General features: G+C 68.2%; 22 protein-coding genes and 1 tRNA gene. 15 read left to right on the top strand and 8 right to left on the bottom strand.

The features are described from left to right. Positions 1–6: 6 nt before the first annotated feature. The 5 genes from KHC19_RS03220 to KHC19_RS03240 all read right to left on the bottom strand — a co-directional run bounded on the left by KHC19_RS03220 (position 7) and on the right by KHC19_RS03240 (position 5,605). The gene (locus KHC19_RS03220) at positions 7–864 is read right to left on the bottom strand and encodes an ABC transporter permease (RefSeq protein WP_213350558.1); all 858 of its coding nucleotides are present in this window, start codon (positions 862–864) and stop codon (positions 7–9) included. A gap of 483 nt (positions 865–1,347) precedes the next feature. After that, a complete protein-coding gene (locus tag KHC19_RS03225) occupies positions 1,348–2,373 on the bottom strand; it encodes an ABC transporter substrate-binding protein (RefSeq protein WP_213350559.1) in 1,026 nt (341 codons plus the stop codon). Positions 2,374–2,458: 85 nt separating this feature from the next. After that, entirely contained in the window at positions 2,459–3,394 is a 936-nt protein-coding gene (locus tag KHC19_RS03230) for a 2-hydroxyacid dehydrogenase (RefSeq protein WP_213350560.1), read from the bottom strand. 120 nt (positions 3,395–3,514) lie between these two features. Next, positions 3,515–4,138: a HutD/Ves family protein gene (locus KHC19_RS03235; protein ID WP_246548123.1), complete on the bottom strand. Its 624-nt coding sequence runs from the start codon at positions 4,136–4,138 to the stop codon at positions 3,515–3,517. Positions 4,139–4,660: 522 nt separating this feature from the next. After that, on the bottom strand, positions 4,661–5,605 hold the full coding sequence (locus KHC19_RS03240) for a LysR family transcriptional regulator (protein WP_213350561.1): 945 nt from the start codon (positions 5,603–5,605) through the stop codon (positions 4,661–4,663). Positions 5,606–5,738: 133 nt separating this feature from the next. Here KHC19_RS03240 and KHC19_RS03245 point away from each other — a divergent pair, with 133 nt between their 5' ends. The 8 genes from KHC19_RS03245 (at position 5,739) to KHC19_RS03280 (ending at position 11,951) form a co-directional block, all read left to right on the top strand. Then, positions 5,739–7,193, top strand: a complete 1,455-nt coding sequence (locus KHC19_RS03245) for a 4-hydroxyphenylacetate 3-hydroxylase family protein (RefSeq protein ID WP_213350562.1) — start codon at positions 5,739–5,741, stop codon at positions 7,191–7,193. Continuing rightward, entirely contained in the window at positions 7,190–7,693 is a 504-nt protein-coding gene (locus KHC19_RS03250) for a flavin reductase family protein (RefSeq protein WP_213350563.1), read from the top strand. Before KHC19_RS03245 ends, KHC19_RS03250 begins: the two co-directional genes overlap by 4 nt. Before the next feature lie 3 nt (positions 7,694–7,696). Continuing rightward, positions 7,697–8,926, top strand: a complete 1,230-nt coding sequence (gene argE / locus KHC19_RS03255) for an acetylornithine deacetylase (protein ID WP_213350564.1) — start codon at positions 7,697–7,699, stop codon at positions 8,924–8,926. Positions 8,927–8,958: 32 nt separating this feature from the next. Continuing rightward, entirely contained in the window at positions 8,959–9,381 is a 423-nt protein-coding gene (locus KHC19_RS03260) for a RidA family protein (protein ID WP_213350565.1), read from the top strand. Positions 9,382–9,498: 117 nt separating this feature from the next. Continuing rightward, positions 9,499–10,176, top strand: coding sequence for a DUF1028 domain-containing protein (locus tag KHC19_RS03265; RefSeq protein WP_213351028.1), 678 nt, complete (start codon positions 9,499–9,501; stop codon positions 10,174–10,176). A 173-nt stretch (positions 10,177–10,349) separates the two neighbouring features. Next, positions 10,350–10,775, top strand: coding sequence for a GlcG/HbpS family heme-binding protein (locus KHC19_RS03270; RefSeq protein ID WP_213350566.1), 426 nt, complete (start codon positions 10,350–10,352; stop codon positions 10,773–10,775). A gap of 11 nt (positions 10,776–10,786) precedes the next feature. Further along, positions 10,787–11,419, top strand: coding sequence for a glutathione S-transferase (locus KHC19_RS03275; RefSeq protein WP_213351029.1), 633 nt, complete (start codon positions 10,787–10,789; stop codon positions 11,417–11,419). Positions 11,420–11,501: 82 nt separating this feature from the next. Continuing rightward, positions 11,502–11,951: a type II 3-dehydroquinate dehydratase gene (locus tag KHC19_RS03280; protein ID WP_213350567.1), complete on the top strand. Its 450-nt coding sequence runs from the start codon at positions 11,502–11,504 to the stop codon at positions 11,949–11,951. A gap of 59 nt (positions 11,952–12,010) precedes the next feature. Here KHC19_RS03280 and KHC19_RS03285 read toward each other — a convergent pair whose 3' ends face one another. The 3 genes from KHC19_RS03285 to KHC19_RS03295 form a co-directional block, all read right to left on the bottom strand. Then, on the bottom strand, positions 12,011–12,616 hold the full coding sequence (locus KHC19_RS03285; RefSeq protein WP_213350568.1) for a BRCT domain-containing protein: 606 nt from the start codon (positions 12,614–12,616) through the stop codon (positions 12,011–12,013). An 86-nt stretch (positions 12,617–12,702) separates the two neighbouring features. Next, positions 12,703–12,776, bottom strand: a tRNA-Gly gene (locus KHC19_RS03290). 124 nt (positions 12,777–12,900) lie between these two features. Next, a complete protein-coding gene (locus KHC19_RS03295; RefSeq protein ID WP_213350569.1) occupies positions 12,901–13,770 on the bottom strand; it encodes an alpha/beta hydrolase in 870 nt (289 codons plus the stop codon). 297 nt (positions 13,771–14,067) lie between these two features. Between KHC19_RS03295 and KHC19_RS03300 the strand changes: the two genes are divergently transcribed. The 7 genes from KHC19_RS03300 (at position 14,068) to ggt (ending at position 21,596) form a co-directional block, all read left to right on the top strand. Beyond that, positions 14,068–15,240 (top strand): CaiB/BaiF CoA transferase family protein, encoded by a 1,173-nt coding sequence (locus KHC19_RS03300; RefSeq protein ID WP_213350570.1) that lies wholly within the window; start codon positions 14,068–14,070, stop codon positions 15,238–15,240. Then, on the top strand, positions 15,237–16,034 hold the full coding sequence (scpB, locus tag KHC19_RS03305; RefSeq protein ID WP_213350571.1) for a methylmalonyl-CoA decarboxylase: 798 nt from the start codon (positions 15,237–15,239) through the stop codon (positions 16,032–16,034). The genes KHC19_RS03300 and scpB overlap by 4 nt, the downstream gene beginning before the upstream one ends. A 166-nt stretch (positions 16,035–16,200) precedes the next feature. Continuing rightward, a complete protein-coding gene (locus KHC19_RS03310) occupies positions 16,201–17,277 on the top strand; it encodes a PAS domain-containing sensor histidine kinase (protein ID WP_213350572.1) in 1,077 nt (358 codons plus the stop codon). Beyond that, complete coding sequence (locus tag KHC19_RS03315) at positions 17,274–17,903, top strand: response regulator transcription factor (RefSeq protein ID WP_213350573.1); 630 nt, start codon at positions 17,274–17,276, stop codon at positions 17,901–17,903. Before KHC19_RS03310 ends, KHC19_RS03315 begins: the two co-directional genes overlap by 4 nt. Before the next feature lie 133 nt (positions 17,904–18,036). Then, on the top strand, positions 18,037–19,347 hold the full coding sequence (locus tag KHC19_RS03320) for an amidohydrolase family protein (protein ID WP_213350574.1): 1,311 nt from the start codon (positions 18,037–18,039) through the stop codon (positions 19,345–19,347). Beyond that, positions 19,344–19,871, top strand: coding sequence for a DUF1097 domain-containing protein (locus KHC19_RS03325; RefSeq protein ID WP_213350575.1), 528 nt, complete (start codon positions 19,344–19,346; stop codon positions 19,869–19,871). Before KHC19_RS03320 ends, KHC19_RS03325 begins: the two co-directional genes overlap by 4 nt. Positions 19,872–20,048: 177 nt before the next feature. Further along, positions 20,049–21,596 (top strand): gamma-glutamyltransferase, encoded by a 1,548-nt coding sequence (gene ggt / locus KHC19_RS03330; protein ID WP_213351030.1) that lies wholly within the window; start codon positions 20,049–20,051, stop codon positions 21,594–21,596. The last annotated feature ends 72 nt before the right edge of the window (positions 21,597–21,668 follow it).

Here is a 21,668-nt window from a genome sequence, read left to right on the forward strand (position 1 = left end):
TGCTCCTCAATGAACCGCGAGGCGCCGCTCGATGCGGCTGGTGACGCCCTTCATCAGCGCGAGGCTGCCGAGGGCGCAGACGAGGGCGATCAGGCTCAGCGTCGCGGCGAAGGGCAGGTTCAGCACCGAGAAGCCCTGCAGATAGGCGAGGTTGGAGATCATCAGGATCTTGCCGCCGCCGATCAGCTGCGGGGTGGAGAAGGCGCTCATGGTCCAGGCGAACACCACCACGATGCCCGACAGGATGCCCGGCACGGTCAGCGGCAGGGTGATGCGCCAGAACACCGCCGTCGGCGAGGCGCCGAGATTGGCGGCGGCCTTCTCGCAGTCGCGGTCGACATGGGCGATGGCGGTGGCGAGCAGGATGATCATCACCGGCATGGAGAACTGCACCAGCGCCACCACCACGCCGAAGCGGGTGTACATGAGCTGGATCGGCATATCGATGAGGCCGAGCTTGCGCAGGATCGAATTGATGAAGCCGTCGGTGCCCAGCGTGAGCATCCACGAGAAGGTGCGCACGATCTCGCCGGTGAACAACGGGGTGATGGAAAGCGAGACGAGGGCCGAGCGCACCCAGTCCCGCTTCGCCCGCACCAGCGCATAGGCGACCGGATAGGACGCGAGCAGCGAGAAGATGGCGGTGAGCAGGCTGATGAAGAAGGTGTCGGCCAGCACCCACCAGTAGATCGGCTTGTTGAGGGCGGCGAAATTGGCCAGCGTGAAGCCGCCGACATTCAGCGAGCCGGGAATGAACTCGCGCACGCTGTATTGCAGCACCTCGAAGATGGCGGCGGCAAGGATCACCGCGGTGAGCACCGCCGGCGCCAGGAAGGTGATGAAGAAGGGGCGTTTGGCGAGCATCGGGCCTTCGGTCGGGTTGGGGCGGACGGGTGGCGGATGGGCGGGCGGCGGTCGGGAGAGTACGGCACGTTCCCTCTCCCCGTCGGGAGAGGGGTCTTCAACGCTTCCCGGTCGCGTCTCCCCTCACCGGCCCGCTTTGCGGGCCACCTCTCCGTCGAAACCGGACATTTCCGGTTTCGACCTTGCAGGAACCGAACTCGGCAACAGCCGGGTTCGGGCGGGGAGAGGAAAGGAAAGCGGCGGCGGAATGGAGCCCTCCCTCCGCGACAGCGTCGTCATGCCCGGGCTTACCCCGGGCATCCACGTCCTGGGCCCGGAGTACCGGGAGGAAGTCGTGGATGGCCGGGTCAAGCCCGGCCATGACGTCGTTCTCGTCGGGCGATCGCCCAGAGCGACCTCCCGGCGGTGACCGGGAGCCGGCCCGGGCGACGAGCCAGTGATGGCAGCCGGCAGCGCGACGCCGCCGGCCGTCCTCTCCGCGGATCAGTGCATCATGTTCTCGGTGAACCACGCCTTCCACTGCGGCAGCAGGGTGGCGTAGGTCTTGTCGTCGAGGACGATGGCACCCTTCTCGATCGCCTCCTGGCTGGTGAAGATGCCGGGCAGCTTGGCGATTTCCGGGTCCAGTTTGGCTTCGCCGCTCATCGGCGAGCACTTGTGGAAGTTGCACAGCTTGGCCAGCATTTCCGGCTCGAGCGCGATGTTGAGGAACTGCTCGGCCAGCGCCTTCTTCTTCGAGTTCTTGTTGATGCCCCACACATCGGTGCCGGCAACCGCGCCTTCCTTCGGCACGTCGATCTGGATCGGGATACCGAGCTTCTGGATGTGGTAGCCGTTGATGTTGAGCAGCACCTGCACCGGGGTCTCGCCGGTGCGGATGAGGTTCTGGCTGGTGGCGTCCGACTGGTAGAAGGCCTTGATGCTCTTCTTCAGCTCGAGCAGCTTCGGCTTCACCTTGTCCCACTCCTCCGGCTTCACGCCGGCGAGCTTGGTGGCGGCGATGATGACGTGGCTCGGGTCGAAGTCGGGCAGGCCGAGCTTGCCGGCGACTTCCGCCCCCCACAGGGCCTCCCAGCTGTCGATCTTGAAATCCTTCGGCATCAGATCCGTGCGGAAGGCCGGCGTATAGACATAGACATAATCCGCGACCGTGTAGTCGGAACGCTTCGCCATCGGGTAGAGCTTGGCGGCGTTCGGGATCTTCGACCAGTCCAGCTTCTCCATCAGCCCGTCGGAATGATAGAGATAGCCGACATGAGCGGTGGTGTTGACGAGGTCGGACTCGGGGTTGTCGCGGGCGACCTTCGCCTTGGCGAGACGGTCCAGCGTGCCGCCGGTGATGTACTCCACCTCGACGCCGGTGCGCTTGGTGAACTCCTTGCCGACGATGGCGACGCCTTCCTTCCAGTTGCCACCCCAGGTGCTGATCACCAGCTTCTCCTGGGCCGAGGCGACGGTCGCCGACGCTACGACCGCCAACGCGCCGAGCGCGAGTGCAAGCTTCTTCATAGTTCCACCTCTCTTCATTGGGCGGCTTGAGCCGCCGGATTTTCCGGCCGCGACATCGTTGGCCGCGGCACCTCCCGCACGCGGCCTAGTAGCCGCGGGCGGGATCGATCTCGTGCAGCGGCGGCCGGCCGGCGCGCACGCGGCGTATGCTCTCGGCGACGTCGCGGGCGGCCAGCGCCGGCACGGTGATGCTCGCCATGTGCGGGGTGATGAACACGTTGTCCAAGGCCCAGAACGGGTGCCCGGGCGGCAGCGGCTCGACATTGAACACGTCGAGCGTCGCCTCGGCGAGGCGGCCGGAGGTGAGCGCGGCGACCAGCGCGTCCTCGTCGACCACCGGCCCGCGCGAGGCGTTGACGAATTTGGCGCCCTTCGGCATCAGCGCCAGCTCGGCGGCGCCGAGGAGACCGCGCGACTCTTTCGTCAGCGGGATGAGGCTGACGAGGATCTCGCTTTCCTTCAGGATGGTCTCCAGCCCCTCGCGGCCGGTGAGCGAGCGCACGCCGGGGATGGACTTTTGTGAGCGCGACCAGCCGGAAACCGTGTAGCCCATCTGCGCCAGCATGGCGGCGGCGGGCGCGCCGAGCTCGCCGAGGCCGAGCACGCCGACCTTGATGTCGGCGAGCGGGCGGGGATGCACATATTCCCACTCGCCGCGCCGCTTGGCGCGCTCGAAGACGTGCATGTCGCGGGCGTAGCGGGTGACGGCGAACACGACGTAGCTCGTCATCATCGCCGTCATGCCGGTGTCGTTGAGGCGCGAGAAATACACCGGCACCAGATCGTCGCGATTGACCAGCCGGTCGACGCCGGCACCGAGATTGGTGACCAGCTTCAGGTTGGGAAAGCGGGCGAAGAAACCGTCCGGCGGCGTCCAGGCGAGGACGTAATGCACCTCGGCGGGGTCGCCGACCTCGGGATCGACGCGGAAATCGAGATCCGGCAGTTCGGCCGCGAGCGCCGCGCGCCACTCCTCGGCGCTGTCGACAGGGCTGTAGAAGACGAGCGCATCGCGTCCCATCAGAAGGCCTCCATGGTGAGGCGCACAGGGTCGGCGAAGCGCTGCATCGGGGGCAACTCCTGTCGGTGCTTTTTCCTGTCAGGAAATGTTGCGACTGCCGGCTGAATAGAAAAATACTTTTTACTGTTCCCCAAGATTGGAAAAATCAATCTTCGCTTCGGGACGACGGGTCGGCGACAGGAAGGCCACGATCGCCTCGCCGTCACGCTGCGAGGACGCGCGCAGGGTCGCCTCCTCGCGCGAGACCAGCGTCTCGCCGGGGCGCACGATCGCCGAGCCGACGCGATCGCCGACCTGCCAGGTGCCGCTGACGGCGTGGAGCACGACGAAGCCGCCATCCGGCACCGCCAGCAGCGGCTCGGTGGCGCCGACCACCGGCATGACCTGCGCGTTCCAGCGCCCGCGCCGCGTCATCACGTTGAGCACCTGCGCCGGCCCTTCCGCCAGCACCGAGCGCGGCTGCAGCACGCTGTCGAAATAGAGCGGCTCCAGCCGCTTCAGCTCGCGCGTCTCGGTGCCGAAGGCGAGGCCGAGCGACGCCGCGCTCAGGCGGGTGATGTGGCGGTCGATGCCGGGGAAGGAGGAGAATGCGCCCTCCGTCACGATCGGCGCCAGGCTGAGGCGGATGTCGAAGCTCTCATGCGTCGCTCCCTCCGGGAAGAGGAACACGTCCCGGGTGATGCCGCCGCCGTTCTTCCACGGCGTGACGGCATAGTCGGACATGGTGAGGACTTTCAGCGACATGATGCACTCCCGCGCCCCCGGCCCGGCCGGCGACGCCCCTTCGGTCAAAGAGGCGGGAGACTAGCGAGCGTCCTCCTCCCCCGGCAATCGGAAGAAGTGACGCCGTGGCAACAGTTTGCCGATGGATTGCATAGGGCGCGCTTATGGAGGGGAAGCGGCCGCCTCCGTCATCCCGGCGGGAAGCGGCAGCCGGAGCGCGGGATCGGCCGACCCTGGCGAGGCGGCACGGATCGGGCTGCGGCCGTCCGGGGTGACGGTGACGGCCGCTGCCGGCGACCTCGATATGTTGCGGGGCGGCCTGTCGTTGCCCCTCCCCGTCCGACTGCTGCGGGGCGGGTTTCGGCGCTGCCGAAGCCGGCGACGTTCTACCTGCCGGGAGGGCCGCGTGGCGGGTTCGGTGAAGGGCGACAACATTATGGGCGAAGAAGGCCCCTCACCCCACCCCTCTCCCCGACGGGGAGAGGGAGCAGGTCGCTCCGGTGACGTGTGTTGCTGGAATGTCTTCCAGGAAGGGGACGGGCCTCAGCGCATCGTCACCTGCGGCGAGAGGGTGCCGGGGGCGAAGACGCCGCCGGCGGAGAACGATTCCTTCAGGTGGCGGGCGAACACCTCCACCGCCGGACGCGGCGCCTGGCGCCGCAGCCGCAGGCTGACGAGGTGCACCGGCTCCAGCCGTTCCACCAGCGGCACCGCCGCCACCCGGCCACCATCATGCGTGGTCTGGGTGCGCGGCATGACGTTCTGGATGGTGTAGCCGCGCCCATGCCCGACCAGGCCGCGGGTGAGCTCATAGGCCTTGGAACGGAAGGCGATGCGCGGCTCGATGCCGACCGAGCGGAACAGGCCGAGGAAATAGTCGCGCGAATGCGGCAGGTCGAGCAGGATGAAGGGCTCGTCCTTGAGATCGGCGAGCCGGACATTGTCGCGCTGGGCGAGCGGGTGGTCGGGATGCAGCACCACATAGGGCGGCAGCTCCGCCAGCGGCTCGGCCACCACATCCTCCGGCACGGCGAATTCATAGGAGAAGGCGAGCTCGGTGCGGCCGGAGATGATGGCGTCGAGGATCTGCGCCTGATCGCCCTCATCGAGGCTGACGGAGATGCCGGGATGCCCCTCGGCGAAATCGGATAGCAGGCTCGGCATGAAATGGGTGGCCAGTGTCCAGAAGCAGCCCACCGTGATCTCGCCGCGCACCTCGTCCGCCATGGCGCGGGCGTTCTGGCCGAAATCGCGGGCATGGTTCAGCAAGAGGCGCGCCTCGTTGATGATGCGGGTGCCGGCGATGGTGGTGGTGACGCCCTTGGCATGGTGGCGCACGAAGATCTGCACGCCGCACTCGGCCTCGAACTGAGCGACGGCGGCGGAAATCGAGGGCTGCGACACGTTCAGATATTTCGCCGCCTCGGTGAGATTGCCGAAATCGGCGGTGGCGACGACATAGCGCAGCGCCCGGAGCGAGACGTTCATCGGCCCATCCGCATCGGTTCACCCGGATCATTGCGCTTCAGCATCGGATTTTCTTATCCCAAAAAATGAATGAAAATATTTTACCGATCTATCGGCGCAACGCAATATTTCCTCACAGGAAAAGGATGGAACCATGATCCGTACCGGCGACCAGTATCGTGAGGGACTTCAGGACGGCCGTGAGGTCTGGATGGACGGCGAGCGGGTGAAGGACGTCACCCAGCACCCGTCCTTCAAGCCGATCGTCGACGTCCGGGCCCGCATGTACGACATGGCCCATGAGGCGAAGTACCAGGACCGCCTCACCTATGTCGAAGACAACAAGCGCAACACGATCTTCTACAAGCCGCCGCGCGAGACCAAGGACTGGACCGACAAGCTCGAGGCCGTCGACGCGGTGATGCAGGACATCGGCGGCGTCGTCACCCGCGTCGGCGACGAGACCATCGGCGAGGTGTGGTCGCTGATCGACGGGCGCGACGTGCTCGCCGAATTCGACCCGCGCTTCGCCGACAATGTCGACCGGCACGTGCAGAACATCTTCGACAACGACATCTTCCACATCTCCGCCAATACCGACCCGAAGGGCGACCGTTCCCTGCCGCCGCAGGAGCAGGACCCCGACATGATGGTGCATGTGGTCAAGGAGACCGATGCCGGCATCGTCATCCGCGGCGCCAAATACGAGACCGCCGCGGCTTACGCCGACCAGGCCTTCCTGAAGCCGACCGTCGGCGCCTGGACCAACGAGACGCTGTCCGACTACGCGGTGGGCGGCATCATCGACATGGGCGCGCCGGGGGTGAAGCAGATCTGCCGCTCCTCCTTCGCCGGCCGCAACAACCCGAAGGACTACCCGCTCGCCAACAAGTTCGACGAGGTGGAATCCCTCGTGATCTTCGACAATGTGCTGATCCCCTGGGAGAACGTGTTCTTCTACCGGCACACCAAGGCGGCGCAGTTCATCCGCGCCACGCTGCACCGCTACTCGGCCTTCCCCTATGTGCACCGCCTGCTCTACGTCGCCGACATGATGATCGGCGCGGCGATGTGGAACGCCAAGCAGACCGGCCTCGACAAGCTGCAATCGGTGCGCGAGAAGCTGGCCGACCTCGTCTGCTACCGCGAGGGCATCAACGCGCATCTCACCGCCTCGATCACGCTGGCGGAGAAGAGCCCCGGCGGGCTCTTGATGCCCAACCAGTCCATCCTCTATGCCGGCCGCGTGCATGGCTGCGCCAACCTGCCGGCGATGATGCACATCGCCCGCGAATTGTGCGGCGGGCAGATCTGCGTCACCCCGAACTCGGCGGCGTTCGAGTCGGAAGGCTCGGGCCCGTGGCTGCAGAAGTTCTACTCGCTGAACAAGCAGTGGGAGAGCGAGGACCGGCGCAAGCTGCTCGCCTTCGCCCGCGACCTGCTCAATTCCGACTATGCCGGCCACCGGCTGACCTTCGTGCAGTTCGCGCAGGCGCCGCACTTCAATCATCTCAATGCGGTGTACAACAGCTTCGACTTCTCCGGCCCGCTCGACTTCGTGCGCAAGGCGGCGGGCCTGTCGGACAAGGTGATGGGAACCGGAAAATGAGTGAAACGGGACACGGGATCGACACGGCCCTCTTCCGCCAGGCCATGGGGCGCACCGCCTCCGGCGTGACGGTGGTAACGACTGACGGCGACGCCGGACGTGGCGGCGTCACCGTGTCCTCGCTCTGCTCCCTGTCGATGGAGCCGCCCTCGGTGCTGTTCTGCCTGCACAAGGGCAGCCGCATCCTCGACACGCTGATGAGCAACGGCGTGTTCGCCGCCAACATCCTCGCCCATGACCAGCACCGGGTGGCCGACAGCTTTGCCGGCCTGATCCCCGAGCTGCGCGAGGACCGCTTCGCGGTCGCCGAATGGGACGCCCTTCATACCGGCTCGCCGGTGCTGCCGGGCGCCCTGTGCCGCTTCGACTGCAAGATCGCCAGCGTGTTCGAGTTCGGCACCCACCACATCATCGCCGGCGAGGTGGTGGCGCTGGAAAGCTTCGAGACCAAGCCGCTGATCTATTCCAATCGCGGCTACCACAAGCTGCACATGGTCTGAGGCATGAACGTGGGGGCGGTGGGGCATGCCGAGAACGGGTTGGTAGCGGGGGAGCGGCTTGAACCCACGCCGGAGCTGCTGCGCCTCGCCGCCGACCTGATCGCCATTCCCTCGATCAGCGCCGTCTCCAACCTGCCGGTCATCGACTATATCGCCGCCTATCTCGCCAAGCATGGCGTCGACAGCCGGCGGATCCCCAATGCCGCCGGCGACAAGGCCTCGCTGCTCGCCACCATCGGGCCGGCGGAGGCGCCGGGGCTCGCCCTCTCCGCCCATACCGACGTGGTGCCGGTGGAGGGACAGGACTGGTCCACCCCGCCCTTCGCCGCGACGATCCGCGACGGCCGGCTCTACGGGCGCGGCTCCTCCGACATGAAGGGCTTCCTCGCCACCGTGCTGGCGACGGTGCCGCATTTCGTGCGCCACGCCACCACCCGGCCGGTGCATCTGTGCTTCTCCTATGACGAGGAAGTCGGCTGCGCCGGCGCGCCGGACCTCGTCGCCGCAACCGCAGCGCTGGCGGTGCCCCCAGCGCTGTGCCTCGTGGGCGAGCCGAGCTCGCTGAAGGTGGCGCGGGCGCATAAGGGCAAGTTCGCCAATCGCCTTGTCGTCACCGGCAAGGGCGGGCATTCCGCCCTGCCCCATCGCGCCGCCAATGCGGTGGCGGCCGCCGCGAGGATCGTTGTCGGGCTGGAGGCGATCGGCGCCTCGCTGAAGACGATCACCGACGACGCCTTCGAGCCGCCCTACACCACCGTGCATGTCGGCGCGCTGCATGGCGGCACGGCGCTGAACCTGGTGCCGGACCGCGCGGTGCTGGACTATGAGGTGCGCACCATTCCCGGCGCCGACGCCGTCGCGATCAAGGCCCGCATAGATGCGCTGGTCGCCGAGGTGCGCGCGAACCTGAAGGCGCAGGCGCCGGAGGCCGACATCGCCGTCGAGCCGATCAGCGCCTATCCCGGCCTCGACACCCCCGCCGACCTGCCCGCCGCCGCCCGGCTCGCCCGGCTCGCCGGCTCCAACGAGGCGCCGATCACGCTGGCCTACGGCACCGAGGCCGGCCTTTACGACGAAGCCGGCATCCCGACACTGGTGTGCGGGCCGGGCGACATCGCCCGCGCGCACAAGGCCGACGAATGGATCGGCCTCGACGAACTCACCCGCGCCGAACAGCTGATGCGCCGGCTGGCGCTCGCGCTCGGCGACACCCCTTCCGACCCGCTTTTCTAACCCCCACCCTTTGCCCCAACGAGGCTGCTCCCATGGTCGTGCACACGCGTCTGCGCCCCTTCAACACCAAGGAAACCTATCCCGAGCAGAAGCTGGACAACGACCTGTCGCAGGGCGTGGTCGCCCGCGGCACCATGGTGTTCCTGCGCGGCCAGGTGGCGCAGGATCTCGACACCCGCGAGAGCCTGCATGTCGGCGACGCCGGCAAGCAGACCGAAAAGGCGATGGCCAACATCAAGATGCTGCTGGAGGAAGCCGGCAGCGAGATGAGTCATATCTGCCGCATCGTCGTCTATGTCACCGATATCCGCTACCGCGAGGCGGTCTATCAGGAGATGGGCAAGTGGCTGAAGGGCGTGTTCCCCTGCTCCACCGGGCTGGTGGTGCCGGCGCTCGCCCGCCCGGAATGGGTGGTGGAGATCGAAGTCACCGCCGTCATTCCCGACGCCGCCTGAGCAGGTATTTCCGCGTTTCCCGGAACCGCAGAAATACACCAACCTTTTGTTTTACCGCATTTTCTTTCACGCGACCCGACACCCGCTTCGCTTGAAAATGCTTTGAAAGGCGCCGACGTGACCTTCTCCATCTCCGCACGCTGCGCCCGCACCGGGCGCTTCGGCATCGCGGTGTCCTCCTCCTCGCCGGCGGTGGCGGCGCGCTGCGCGCATGTCCGCGCCGGCGTCGGCGTGGTGGCGACGCAGAACATCACCGACCCGACGCTCGGCCCCAAGGGGCTCGACCTGATGGCGCAGGGTCTCTCCGCCGACGAGGTGATGGCGCGCTTCAGGGCCGAGGCGCCGCATTTCGACTACCGGCAGGTGGTGGTGCTGGACAGGACCGGCCATTCGGCCGGCCATTCCGGCGTGAAGACGCTGGGCACCCACACTATCGTCCACGCCCCCGACGTGGCGGCGGCGGGCAACCTCCTGTCCTCCACGGCGGTGCCGCAGGCGATGGTCGACAGCTTCCTGTCGATGCCCTCCGCCGACCTCGGCGACCGGCTGGTCGCCGCCATGCAGGCGGCGGTGAAGGCCGGCGGCGAGGAAGGCCCGGTGCATTCGGTGGGCCTGCTGATCGTCGACAAGGTGGCCTGGCCGGTCGCCGATTTGCGCATCGACTGGTCGGACGGCGACGTGATGGCGGAGCTGGCGAGCCTGTGGGAGCTGTGGAAGCCGCAGCTGGAGGCCTATGTCACCCGCGCCCTCGACCCGTCCACCGCGCCGTCCTACGGCGTGCCCGGCGACGAATAGAGGCGGCACGGCCCTGCGGGCTTCGAGACGCGGGGCCATGTCCCGCTGCGCAGCCTGAGGGAGAAAGGCCAGCATCCTTCGCCCCCTCATCGCGAGGCGCGAGTGAAGCGAGCCTCGAAAGACGCACCACGCCAGCCGCTTTCGCTTTTTCAAGATCACTTTCGAGGTGCCGCATGCCGATCACCCGCCCTGCCCTCAAGCTGACCCATGAAGGCGCGCTCAAGGCGCTCAATGGCGCGCTCGCCAAGGCCACCGAACTCGGCGTGCCGCAGAACATCACCATCGTCGACGAGGGCGGCAACCTGCTCGCCTATGTCCGCATGGACGGCGCCAAGCTGCTCTCCCGCGAGACCTCGATGTCGAAGGCCGTGACCGCCGCCTCGCATCGCCAGCCCTCATCGCGACTGAACCCGAAGGACGAGGTGAAGCTGTCGCTCGCCGCCGGCCAGCGGCTGACCAATCTCGAAGGCGGGCTACCGATCATCATCGACGGCCAGTGCCTCGGCGCCATCGGCGTGGGCTCCGGCAAGGGCGCCGAGGACGTGGAAGTGGCGCGGGCGGGGCTTGCCGCCATCGGCGCGGAGGACCAGATCCCGTGAAGCTCAAACCGATGAAGTTGATCTTCGCCCCGACCTCGCCCTTCGTCCGCAAGGTGATGGCGGTCGCCCACGAGACCGGCCTCGCCGGTCGGCTCGAGATCGAGTTCAACCCGGCGAGCCCGCTGCAGCGCGATCCGGCCCTCGTCGGCCACAACCCGCTTGGCAAGATCCCGGCGCTGGTGCTCGACGACGGCCGCGTGCTGTTCGACAGCCCGGTGATCTGCGAATACCTCGCCACCACCGCCGGCGACACCGTGCTGTTCCCGCCCGCCGGCCCGGCGCGCTGGGCGGCGCTGACGCAGCAGGCGCTGGGCGACGGGCTGCTCGATGCCGCCATCGCCAACCGCTACGAGACGGTGCCGCGCCCGGCGGATCTGCGCTGGCCGGACTGGACGAAGGCGCAGCTCGCCAAGATCGCCGGCGCGCTCGACGCCATCGAGGCGCTGGCGCCGGAGCTGCCGCAGCAATCCGACCACCCGGCCACCATCGGCACGATCACGCTGGGCTGCGCGCTCGGCTATCTCGATTTCCGCTATGCCGAGCTGAACTGGCGCGAGGGACGGCCGCAGGCGGCGGTGTGGTTCGCCGCCTTCGACGCCCGCCCGTCCATGGCGGCGACGCGCCCGCGCGAGCACGTCGCCTGAGGCGGCGGGCCTCCCGCCCCTCTTCGCCCCCCTGCGGCGTGGGCTGCCGCCCGCGCCTTTCCCCCGCAACCGGAGCCCGCCCGTGACCGCCCTGCGCCTCGACGTCGTCAACGGCCCCAATGCCAATCTCTACGGGCTCGACCCCACCGGCCCCTATGGCAGCCTGACGCTGGCCGACATCGGCGCGCGCTGCGAGGCGAAGGCGGCGAGCCTCGGCGCCACGCTGCGCTTTCGCCAATCCAACCATGAGGGCGTGCTGATCGACTGGATCCAGGCGGCGCGCACCGAGGCCGACGGCTTGATCATCAACGCCGCCAGCCTGTCCTACACCTCGATCGGCGTGCTCGACGCCCTCTCGGCGCTGGGCAAGCCGGCCTTCCAGGTGCATGTGAGCAATGTGTTCAAGCGCGAGAAGCTGCGGCATTTCTCGCCGCTTTCCGCTGCCGTGACCGGCTGCATCATCGGCGCCGGGCCGATGGGCTACGAGCTCGCCATCGAGGCGCTGGTGGCGCAGCTGAAGGGCGTGGTGTAGCGACGGGGGCCTGAACTCGCGCGCCTTCTTGACGCGCAGAGAAGAAGGCCTGCCATCCGTCACAGATGCCGTCGCCAGTGCTCCTCGGACACGATGGAGATCGGCAGGCCACTGCTCCGCCACTCGACGGCCTGCAGGATCTTGTTGCCGAAGGAAGAGTGTTTCCAGGATTCGGTGGCATAGGCACCGATGACCAGCACCTGCGTCTTCTGTGTGATGCCGCCGACCTGCGCGCCGCGCTCCACCACGGCGGCTTCGCAATGCCGGCGCTGGCCGAAAGTGAAGGTGCCCGTGAAGCAGTAGCGCTGGCCGGCAAAGCTGAGAGCCGGCGCCGGCTGGCAAAGCGGCAGGCTGGTCGACTTGAGCACCTCGCCGAGCTCGAAATTGCCCGCAGTGAAACGCTCCAGCGTCTCCAACAGCTCTGTCTTCTCCTGTTCGTCCACCACGCTGTCGGCGAGGATCGCGGCAACACGCTCGTAGAGACCGTGAATCAGGGGCTCGGCGCTGATCGCCAGATTGGCGGCAAGCCACTTCTGGAGAAACTGAACCTCGGCCTCGTTAATCTGCCCGTCTGCGATGAGACCGCGGGAAATACCGATCAATTCGTCGATCTGTCGACTAGTGAGACGATCGCCGTTCACGCGCGCAAGGAATGCCTCGTCCATCCACCCCTCCCTTTTCCGCAAGGGAATAGGAGGGAGCCGGCAACGTCAACCGAAGGTTGCGGGAAATCGAGAACATCGGGGGAGACTGGAGCGGGCGAAGGGAATCGAACCCTCGTATGCAGCTTGGGAAGCTGCCGTTCTACCATTGAACTACGCCCGCATCGACGCGGCGCACATTAGGGGGGCGCCGCGCGCGGTTCAAGGGGGTGCGGACGAGCATTCCGCGCAACGCACAGGGTTCGCCACCCCACCATCCCGGCCCCGCCACGCTGCGGCACGGGCCCTCATATTCCCATCAACCGGAAGGCCGCCCGGCTGACGTCCGTGTCCGGCTGCGCGAGCCTCCCGGGCACCTGGAAATGATTGGCGTCGACCGCGACGGTTCGGCTCGCCAATCGTCCCATGCCCTCCAGCGCCCTCGCGAACACATCCGACTGGCGCGCGAATTCCGGGCTGTCTCCATCCCCCGACGCGATGCCGATCGGGCAGGAGATCCGATCGAGATGCCGGATGGGGCTGAACTCCACGACCTCCTCGGGCGTGACGTGCAGATATTCCCGGCGCGACGACAGCAGGACCGGATGCAGGTCGTACATGCCGCTCACCAGAAAGCCGCCCTTGACGGCATCCCGCGGCAGGCCGTGGGCCGTCCAATCGGTCGTGAGCACGCAGGCGGCCAGATGCGCGCCAGATGAATGCCCGGCGAGGAACACGCGGCCGGGATCGCCGCCGAAGCTGCCGGCGTTACGGATCGTCCACGCGACGGCGGCGCGGCACGATTCGACCATCTGCGGCAGGCGTACCGTCTTGAGGCTACCGAAATCGGGCGCGAGATAAGCGGCGCCGCGCCCCACGAAGGTCGGCGCCGGGTAGGACGCATCCTCCCTGGTGTTGCGGGTCCAGGCCCCGCCATGGATGAAGACCAGGATCGGGGCCGCACGGGCTCCCTCCGGCACGAACACGTCGATCACGTCGCTCCCGGCCGGGCCGTATTGCTTCGTGAGCGGCGGCATGATCTTGCGGACCGCGGCGCTGGCGAGCCCGTCATCGGCTTCGAGCTGCGCCATTTGCGGCGCCCAGACCGACTGGTCATAGGCCCTGTCGAGTTCCTGCTGATCGTAGTTCAGGAACACCCGTTTCGCGTCGGCGGACATCGGCCTCTCCAGAAAAGCGATGGCCGGAAAGGATGGTGGAGCGCGGCATGGCGGTCAATCGACCCGCCCGGGGCCTCTTCCAACCGCCGGCCGGAACCGCTCGTGCCCGGACATCGCGCCGGCCCGGGCACCGTCGCGGCGCGGGCGTTTCCCTTCCGGGGCGTCTCGGGCGCGGCGGTGCCGTGGTGATGATTTCCGCCCGGGACTTGGTTATCGTGCCCTTGAGGAAACAGGCCTCGGGCAAGGCGGGCGCAGACCTGCGGCCCCGGAAAAGGCCGGCACAACGAGGAGCTTCGCGTGGCCGAATCCGCCCCTTCCACCCCGCTTTTGTCGGGCGTCACCATCATCGACCTGTCCCGCGTGCTGGCCGGGCCGTTCTGCACCATGACCCTCGCCAATCTGGGGGCGCGGGTGATCAAGGTGGAAATACCCGGCACCGGCGACGATTCCCGCGCCTTCGGCCCGTTCGCCAATGGCAAGTCGCTCTATTTCTCCGCCATCAACTGCAACAAGGAGAGCATCGCTCTCAACCTGAAGAACGCCGACGACCGCGCCATCTTCGAGACGCTGCTGGAGAAGGCGGACGTGCTGGTCGAGAACTACCGGCCGGGCACCATGGAGAAGCTCGGCTATGGCTGGGACGTGCTGCATCCGCGGTTTCCGCACCTGATCTACGGCGCGGCCTCCGGCTTCGGCGACAGCGGCCCGATCTCCCAGCGCGCCGCCTACGACATGGTGGTGCAGGGCCTCGGCGGCATCATGAGCGTGACCGGCTATCCCGGCCAGCCACCCGCCCGCGTCGGCATCTCCATCGGCGACATCGCCGCCGGCATCTATCTCGCGAACGGCATCACCGCCGCGCTCTACAGGCGCGCCATCTCCGGCGAAGCGAACAAGATCGACATCGCGATGCTCGATTGCCAGATCGCGATCATGGAAGACGCCGTCACCGCCTATGACAAGACCGGAGAGGTCCCCGGCCCCAAGGGCACCCGCCACCCCTCGATCGCCCCCTTCCAGTCCTTCGCCGCACAGGACGGCAACCTGGTCATCGCCGCCGGCAACGATCATCTGTACCGGCTCATGACCGAGGCGCTGGAACGCCCCGACCTTGCGACCGACGCCCGCTTCGTCTCCAACGATCTGCGCCATCTCAACGTCGACGCGCTGCAGGCGGCGATGGAGACGACGCTCCGCACCCGCTCCGTCGCCGCCTGGCTCGACGCCCTGAACGCCAAGGGCGTGCCCTGCGCGCCGATCAACGACATCCCGCACATGATGCAGGAGCCGCAGGTCGCGGCGCGCAACATGATCGTCACCGTGCAGGATCCCGTCGCCGGCGCGATCAAGGTGGCTGGCAACCCGATCAAGGTGGTGGGCGCCGCCGAGCCGGCGAGCTTCGCGCCTCCCCCCGAGCTCGACGCCGACCGCGCCGCCATCCTCGCCGAGTTCGTGGGAGCGGGGCGATGAGCGACACGCCCCCCTCCGATCTGGTCACGGTCGGGATCGCCAACCGCGTGGCGACGCTGACCCTCAACAACGCCGCCAAGCGCAACGCGCTCAGCGCCGCCCTGCTCGATGCCCTCGTCGCCGGCTTGAAGAGCCTCGACACGCAGGAGGTGCGCGTCGTGATCCTGCGCGCCGCGGCGGGGCTTCCCGTATGGTCGGCCGGGCACGACATCAAGGAACTGCCCAGGGGACACGAAGACCCCCTCGGCTATTCCGACCCGCTGGAGAAGGCGCTGCGCGCCATCCGCGAGCTGCCGGTGCCGGTCATCGCCATGGTGCACGGAACCGTCTGGGGCGGGGCGTTCGACCTGGTCCTGTCCTGCGACATGATCGTCGCCGACGAGACCGCGAGCTTCGCCATCACGCCGGTCAATCTGGGCCTGCCCTACAACACCACCGGGCTGATGCACTTCATCGGGCGGCTGCCGATGAACCTGATCAAGGAGATGTTCTTCACCGCGGCGCCGCTCAAGGCGGCGGACGCCGAGCACTGGCACATCGTCAACCATCTCGTTCCCTCGGCCGAGCTCGAGGGCTTCACCCGGACGCTGGCGGAGGGAATGACCGCCAAGGCCCCCCTGGCGGTGGCGGTCATCAAGGAACAGCTCCGGGTGCTCAGCGACTACCAGCCGATCGCGGCGCAGGTGTTCGAACGGATCCAGGACATGCGCCGGCAGGTCTATGAGAGCGCCGATTTCCAGGAGGGCATCGCCGCCTTCCTCGAAAAGCGGAAGGCGGTGTTTCGGGGGACCTGACCGGTGGTGCCGGCGGCCCGAGCTTCGCGGACGGTCCTGCCGGCTCGCGGCACGCACTTGACTTCCCGGAGCGGCCCCCAGGAGCATGCGCGCGACAGCCGAGGAGGGCGCGAACGATGATCCCGATCAGCCCGAACAAGGTAGTGGCCCCGCGTGGATCGCACCCATGACCCCGACCGAAGCCGCCGATCTTCGGCTGCGCCGCGCTTTGCTCGAGAACATTCCCGACATGGCGTGGCTGAAGGACCGCGACTCGCGCTACCTCGCGGTGAGCGCCGCCTATCTCGAATTTCTCGGGCTCGCCGAGGCCGAGGTCATCGGCAAGCGGCCGGAAGACCTGTGGCCGCCGGAGATCGCCGAGGTTTATCTGCGGACCGACCATGCGGTGCTCCGCAGCGGCAAGCGCCGCCGCTACGAGGAGAGCCGTCCCATCCCCTCCGGCGAGCTGCGCTGGTACGACACCATCAAGTCGCCGATCCGCGACGAGGCCGGCCATATCATCGGCACGGTCGGCATCTCCCGCGACATCACGCAGCGCAAGGCGTCGGAGGACGAGCTGATCGCCTCGCGGGCGGAGTTGCGGCGGCTGTCCGGCGCCGAGCAGAAGGCCCGGGAAAGCGAGCGCGCCCGGATCGCGCGCGAGCTGCATGACGAGCTGGGCCAGACGCTGACGGCGATCAAGATGCAGCTGGTGTCGCTGAAGACGCGCGCCCTCGCCTCGCCCGAGGCCGCGGCGGCCCAGATCGACCGGCTGATCGCCATCGTCGACCGCTCCGTCTCCGACCTGCGCCGCATCGCCACCGAACTGCGGCCGCTGATCCTCGACGAGCTCGGCCTGCCCGCCGCGCTGGAATGGCTGACGCAGACGGTCGCCGACACCGCGCAGCTTCCGGTCGCGCTCGATATCGACGCCGCCGCCCAGCGCCTCGACGCGGAAGCCCGCACCGCCGCCTTCCGCATCGTGCAGGAGGCACTGACCAACGCCGTCCGCCATGGCGGCGCGTCCCGGATAAGGGTATCCGGCCGCCGGTGGCGCCAGGACTTCGAGATCGAGGTCGCCGACGATGGCTGCGGCATCGATCCCTCCGCGACGCCGGGCGGCCGCCTCGGGCTCGCCGGCATGCGCGAGCGGGCCCGCCTCGTCGGCGGCTCGGTGGAAATCCTCGGCATCCCCGGCCGCGGCACGACGGTGACGGTGCGGCTGCCGCTGACGCGCCGCCGCTCGGGGGAGGAGAAGCGATGATCCGCATCTGGATCGCCGACGACCACGCGATCTTCCGCGAGGGCCTGAAGCAGCTCCTCGGCGACCAGCCCGACTTCGCCATCGTCGGCGAGGCCACCAGCGGCGACGAGCTGCTGCGCCGCCTCGACGGGGCTCCCTGCGACGTGGTGCTGCTCGACCTGTCGATGCCGGGTGCCTCCGGCATCGCCCTCGTGCGCGAGGTCGCCGCGCATGGCGGCGGCCAGCGGGTGGTGGTGCTGTCCATGCACGAGGAGCGCCAATATGTGATCGAGGCCCTGAAGGCCGGGGCCGCCGGCTACGTGACCAAGTCGAGCGCCTCGGACCAGCTGTTCGACGCCTTGCGCAAGGCCGCCGCCGGCGAGCTCGCGGTCAGCCCGGCCGCCTCGCAGGCGATGATCCGCCAGATGCTCGAACCGGAGGATCCCCGCCCGCATGAGCGGCTGACCGCGCGCGAGCGGCAGATCTTCGACATGCTGGTGGCCGGCAAGACCGTTTCCGCCATCGCCCATGCGCTGGAACTCAGCGTGAAGACCGCCTCGACCCACAAATCGAACGTCCTGGTGAAGATGGGCGCGAAGACCACCGCCGATCTCGTGCGTTACGCGCTCGCGAAGAAACTCGCCTGACATACGCTGCGTCGCAGCTCGGAAAAGTCCTAGGCCGCCACCGGACGGCGCCGATTGGCATGACGTTCGGTCAGCGCCAGAGTTCCTCCCATAATGAGGACCCTGAATGGGTCACCGGAGGAGGAAGACGCTGATGGACATCGTCCTGCGCCGTGTCCGTATCGACGACGAAAAGCCGCTGATGGACATCGGCGTCGAGAACGGCCGCATCGTGGAAATCGCCGAAACCATCGAGGAAAGCGGCGAGGAGGAGATCGATGCCGGCGGGCGCGCCGCGCTGCCGGGCTTCATCGAGCCTCACCTGCATCTCGACAAGGCCTTCCTGCATCGCCGGCTGCCGGCGCGCACCGGCACGCTCGAAGAGGCGATCCGCGTCACCGGCATCCTCAAGGCGAAGCAGGAGCGGGAGGACGTGCTGGAGCGCTCCCGCCGCGTGCTGGACATGGCGGTGGCCAACGGCACCACCCTGGTGCGGGCGCACCCGGACGTCGACCCGATCCAGGGGCTGATCGGCGTCGAGACGGCGCTCGCCCTGCGCGAGGAATATCGCGACCTCATCGACATCCAGATCGTCGCCTTCCCGCAGGAGGGCATCCTCAAGACCGAGGGCGTCGACGAGCTGATGGAGGAGGCGCTCGACATGGGCGCCGACGTCGTCGGCGGCTGCCCCTATAACGAGCTGAGCTGGGACGACACCCGCAGCCATATCGACAAGGTCTTCGACCTCGCGATGAAGCGCGGCCTGCCGGTCGACATGCATGCCGACTTCGCCGACGACGTCGGCGACCAGCGCTTCGCCTCGGCGCGCTACATCGCCGAGAAGACCATCGCGACCGGCTATCAGGGCCGTGTCGCGCTCGGCCACGTCACCAGCCTCGGGGCGCTGCCGCCCGACGAGCTGGCGCCGGTGATCGAGCTGCTCCGGCGCGCCGACGTGCATATCGTCACCCTGCCGGCGACCGACGTCTATCTCGGCGGCCGCAAGGACGAGGCGAAGCCCCGGCGCGGGCTCACCCCGGTGCGCGCGCTGCACGAGGCCGGCGTCAACGTCGCCTATTCGTCGAACAACATCCGCAACGCCTTCACGCCGTTCGGCAAGGCCGACCCGCTGGTGATCGGCAATCTGCTCGCGCATCTCGTCCAGTTCGGCACTCCCGAGCACCAGGTCGAGATCCTGAAGATGGGCACGGTGAACGCCGCGCGGGCGGTGGGCGTGTCCGACGATTACGGGCTGGCGGTCGGAAAGCAGGCCGACATCGTCATCCTCGACACGCTGTCGGTCGCCGACGCCCTGCTCGACCTGCCGGCCCGCTCCTGGGTGCTGAAGCGCGGGCGCGTGACCGTGGTGACCACGGTGGACAGCCGCATCTGCCGCGACTGCGGCCGGGAGCATTCGATGAACTACCGCGGGCGCCAACCCGCCAAACAAGGAATGACATCATGAGGAAGCTGCCCGTCGAAATCGTCTCCTCCACCCTGGCGGTGACGACCCTGTTCTATCCCTGGCACCTGCCCGTCTGGGCGATCTTCGTCGGCTGGGCCGGCACCTTCGCCGCCGGCGGCCCCAAGCCCGAGATCCTCCGCAAGATCTGGCCGACCATGCTGCTCGGCAATGTCACCGCCTGCATCATCGTGGTGCTGTTCGGCGTCGCCGCGCAGAACCTCTCGGGGACGGCGCTGACGCTCGCGCAATGCGCCATCCTGTTCTGCCTGAACGGAAGCATGATGGCGCTCGGCCGCTTCGAGCCGCTGAGCCTGATCCCGGGAATGTTCTTCGGCTTCGCCTCCTATTTCGCCACCTATTTCGGCGGCTTCGGACCGGTGCCGAAGGACCCGCTGGTGGCGCTCGCCGCGGTGGCCGCCATGAACGCGCTCGGGCCGGTCTATGCCATCCTCACCGCCAAGTTCGGCGTGCACCACCACCCTGCGCCGCGTCCCGCGGCGGCCCCCGCGCCGGCGCGTCCCTGAGCGCCGCGTCCCAAGTGCTTCCCTGAAAGGTTGAAAGTCGTGTCCATGTCCCGCAGGTCCTTCCTCTCCGCCTCGGCGAGCGCCGCCTCGCTCGCCGCCCTCGGCCCCTCGGCGCAGGCCGAGGGGGATCCGGGTGCGGGCATCGTCCGGCCGCGCCTCGCGACATCCTCGAAGGGAATGGTCACCAGCCCGCACACCCTCGCCAGCGAAGCCGGCGCCAAGGTGCTGCGCGAAGGCGGCAACGCCATCGAGGCGGCGGTCGCGATCGGCGCCGCGATCGCCGTCACCTACCCGCATTTCTGCGGCATCGGCGGCGACGCGATCTGGATGATCGCCGACAGCGACGGCCGGCGCAGCACCATCATGGGCATCGGCCAGGCGCCGATGAAGGTGCCCGCCTATAGCGGCCCGATCCCGGTGCGCGGCCCGGCCTCGACCGCCTCCTCCGCCTGCGCCGTCGATGCCTGGCGCGTGGCGCTGGATTTCTCGGCCACCCATTGGGGCGGGCGCCGGAATCTCGCCGAACTGATGGACCCGGCCATCGGCTATGCCGAGAACGGCTTCGCCTATTCGCCCTCGCAGGCCTTCTGGACCGATTTCCGCAAGAACGACCTGCCCGCCTGGCCGGGCTTCGTGGAGACCTTCCTTCCCGGCGGCACGGCGCCGCGCACCGGCGACACCTTCGTGCAGAAGCAGCTCGCCGAGAGCCTGAAGCTCATCGCCCGCAACGGCGCCCGCGACTTCTACGAGGGCGAGCTCGCCGCGCGGCTGGCCAAGGGGCTCGCGCAAGCCGGCTCGCCGCTGACCGCCGAAGATCTGCGGGCCACCCGCGCGCTGCTCGAGGAGCCGGTGGCGCTCGACTATCGCGGCCTGACGCTGCTGGCGCCGCCGCCGCCCACCCAGGGCATCTCGACGCTCGCCATCCTCGGCGTGCTGAACCGCTTCGACCTCGCCGCCGTCGAGGAAGGCAGCCCGGAATATTACCATCTCTGCGTCGAGGCGGTGAAACAGGCCTTCCTCGACCGCGGCCGGATCGCCGACCCGCATTTCGTCGACCTGCCGGCCGATCTGTGGCTCGACGCCGCGCTGCTCGACCGCAAGGCGGCGGCGATCGACCGCAAGCGCGCCATGCCGTGGCCGGCGGTGTTCAAGACCGGCGACACCGTGTTCTTCGGCGCCACCGATGCACAGGGCCGCAGCGTCAGCGTGCTGCAGAGCACCTATTTCGACTGGGGCAGCGGCGTGGTGGTCGGCGACACCGGCGTGCTCTGGCAGAATCGCGGCGCCGCCTTCAGCACCGATCCGAAGAGCCCGAACGCCATCGCCCCCGGCAAGCGGCCGTTCTACACCCTCAATCCCGGCATGGCGCTCAAGGGCGGCAAGCCGCATATCCTCTACGGGACCCAGGGCGCGGACGGCCAGCCGCAGACGCTCACCGTGGTGCTGACGCGCCTCATCGACTACGGGCTCGACCCGTCGGAGGCGCTGGCCCGGCCGCGCTTCCTGCTCGGCCGCACCTTCTCGGACAGCCGCGACACGCTCAAGCTGGAGCGGAGCATCAGCCCGGCGACCGTCGCGGCGCTGGAGCGGATGGGCCACCAGACCAGCCTCATCCCCGCCAACAGCGCCCTCGCCGGCCAGGCCGGGGCGATCGTGATCGGCGATGACGGGACGATCACCGGCGCCCACGACCCGCGCAGCGACGGGATCGCCATCGGGATCTGAGATACGACCGCCGCGACGGGGACGTCGCGGCGGTTGTCTTGCCCAGGCGCATGAAGAGCGGCGTGAAAGAAG

This window comes from Ancylobacter oerskovii (genome assembly GCF_018390555.1).
Lineage (GTDB): Bacteria > Pseudomonadota > Alphaproteobacteria > Rhizobiales > Xanthobacteraceae > Ancylobacter > Ancylobacter oerskovii.

Coding starts and splice junctions, on each gene's coding strand:
- KHC19_RS03220 (WP_213350558.1), bottom strand. CDS start 864: ATGCTCGCCAAACGCCCCTTCTTCATCACCTTCCTGGCGCCGGCGGTG.
- KHC19_RS03225 (WP_213350559.1), bottom strand. CDS start 2,373: ATGAAGAAGCTTGCACTCGCGCTCGGCGCGTTGGCGGTCGTAGCGTCG.
- KHC19_RS03230 (WP_213350560.1), bottom strand. CDS start 3,394: ATGGGACGCGATGCGCTCGTCTTCTACAGCCCTGTCGACAGCGCCGAG.
- KHC19_RS03235 (WP_246548123.1), bottom strand. CDS start 4,138: ATGTCGCTGAAAGTCCTCACCATGTCCGACTATGCCGTCACGCCGTGG.
- KHC19_RS03240 (WP_213350561.1), bottom strand. CDS start 5,605: ATGAACGTCTCGCTCCGGGCGCTGCGCTATGTCGTCGCCACCGCCGAT.
- KHC19_RS03245 (WP_213350562.1), top strand. CDS start 5,739: ATGATCCGTACCGGCGACCAGTATCGTGAGGGACTTCAGGACGGCCGT.
- KHC19_RS03250 (WP_213350563.1), top strand. CDS start 7,190: ATGAGTGAAACGGGACACGGGATCGACACGGCCCTCTTCCGCCAGGCC.
- argE (WP_213350564.1), top strand. CDS start 7,697: ATGAACGTGGGGGCGGTGGGGCATGCCGAGAACGGGTTGGTAGCGGGG.
- KHC19_RS03260 (WP_213350565.1), top strand. CDS start 8,959: ATGGTCGTGCACACGCGTCTGCGCCCCTTCAACACCAAGGAAACCTAT.
- KHC19_RS03270 (WP_213350566.1), top strand. CDS start 10,350: ATGCCGATCACCCGCCCTGCCCTCAAGCTGACCCATGAAGGCGCGCTC.
- KHC19_RS03275 (WP_213351029.1), top strand. CDS start 10,787: ATGAAGTTGATCTTCGCCCCGACCTCGCCCTTCGTCCGCAAGGTGATG.
- KHC19_RS03285 (WP_213350568.1), bottom strand. CDS start 12,616: ATGGACGAGGCATTCCTTGCGCGCGTGAACGGCGATCGTCTCACTAGT.
- KHC19_RS03295 (WP_213350569.1), bottom strand. CDS start 13,770: ATGTCCGCCGACGCGAAACGGGTGTTCCTGAACTACGATCAGCAGGAA.
- scpB (WP_213350571.1), top strand. CDS start 15,237: ATGAGCGACACGCCCCCCTCCGATCTGGTCACGGTCGGGATCGCCAAC.
- KHC19_RS03310 (WP_213350572.1), top strand. CDS start 16,201: ATGACCCCGACCGAAGCCGCCGATCTTCGGCTGCGCCGCGCTTTGCTC.
- KHC19_RS03315 (WP_213350573.1), top strand. CDS start 17,274: ATGATCCGCATCTGGATCGCCGACGACCACGCGATCTTCCGCGAGGGC.
- KHC19_RS03320 (WP_213350574.1), top strand. CDS start 18,037: ATGGACATCGTCCTGCGCCGTGTCCGTATCGACGACGAAAAGCCGCTG.
- KHC19_RS03325 (WP_213350575.1), top strand. CDS start 19,344: ATGAGGAAGCTGCCCGTCGAAATCGTCTCCTCCACCCTGGCGGTGACG.
- ggt (WP_213351030.1), top strand. CDS start 20,049: ATGGTCACCAGCCCGCACACCCTCGCCAGCGAAGCCGGCGCCAAGGTG.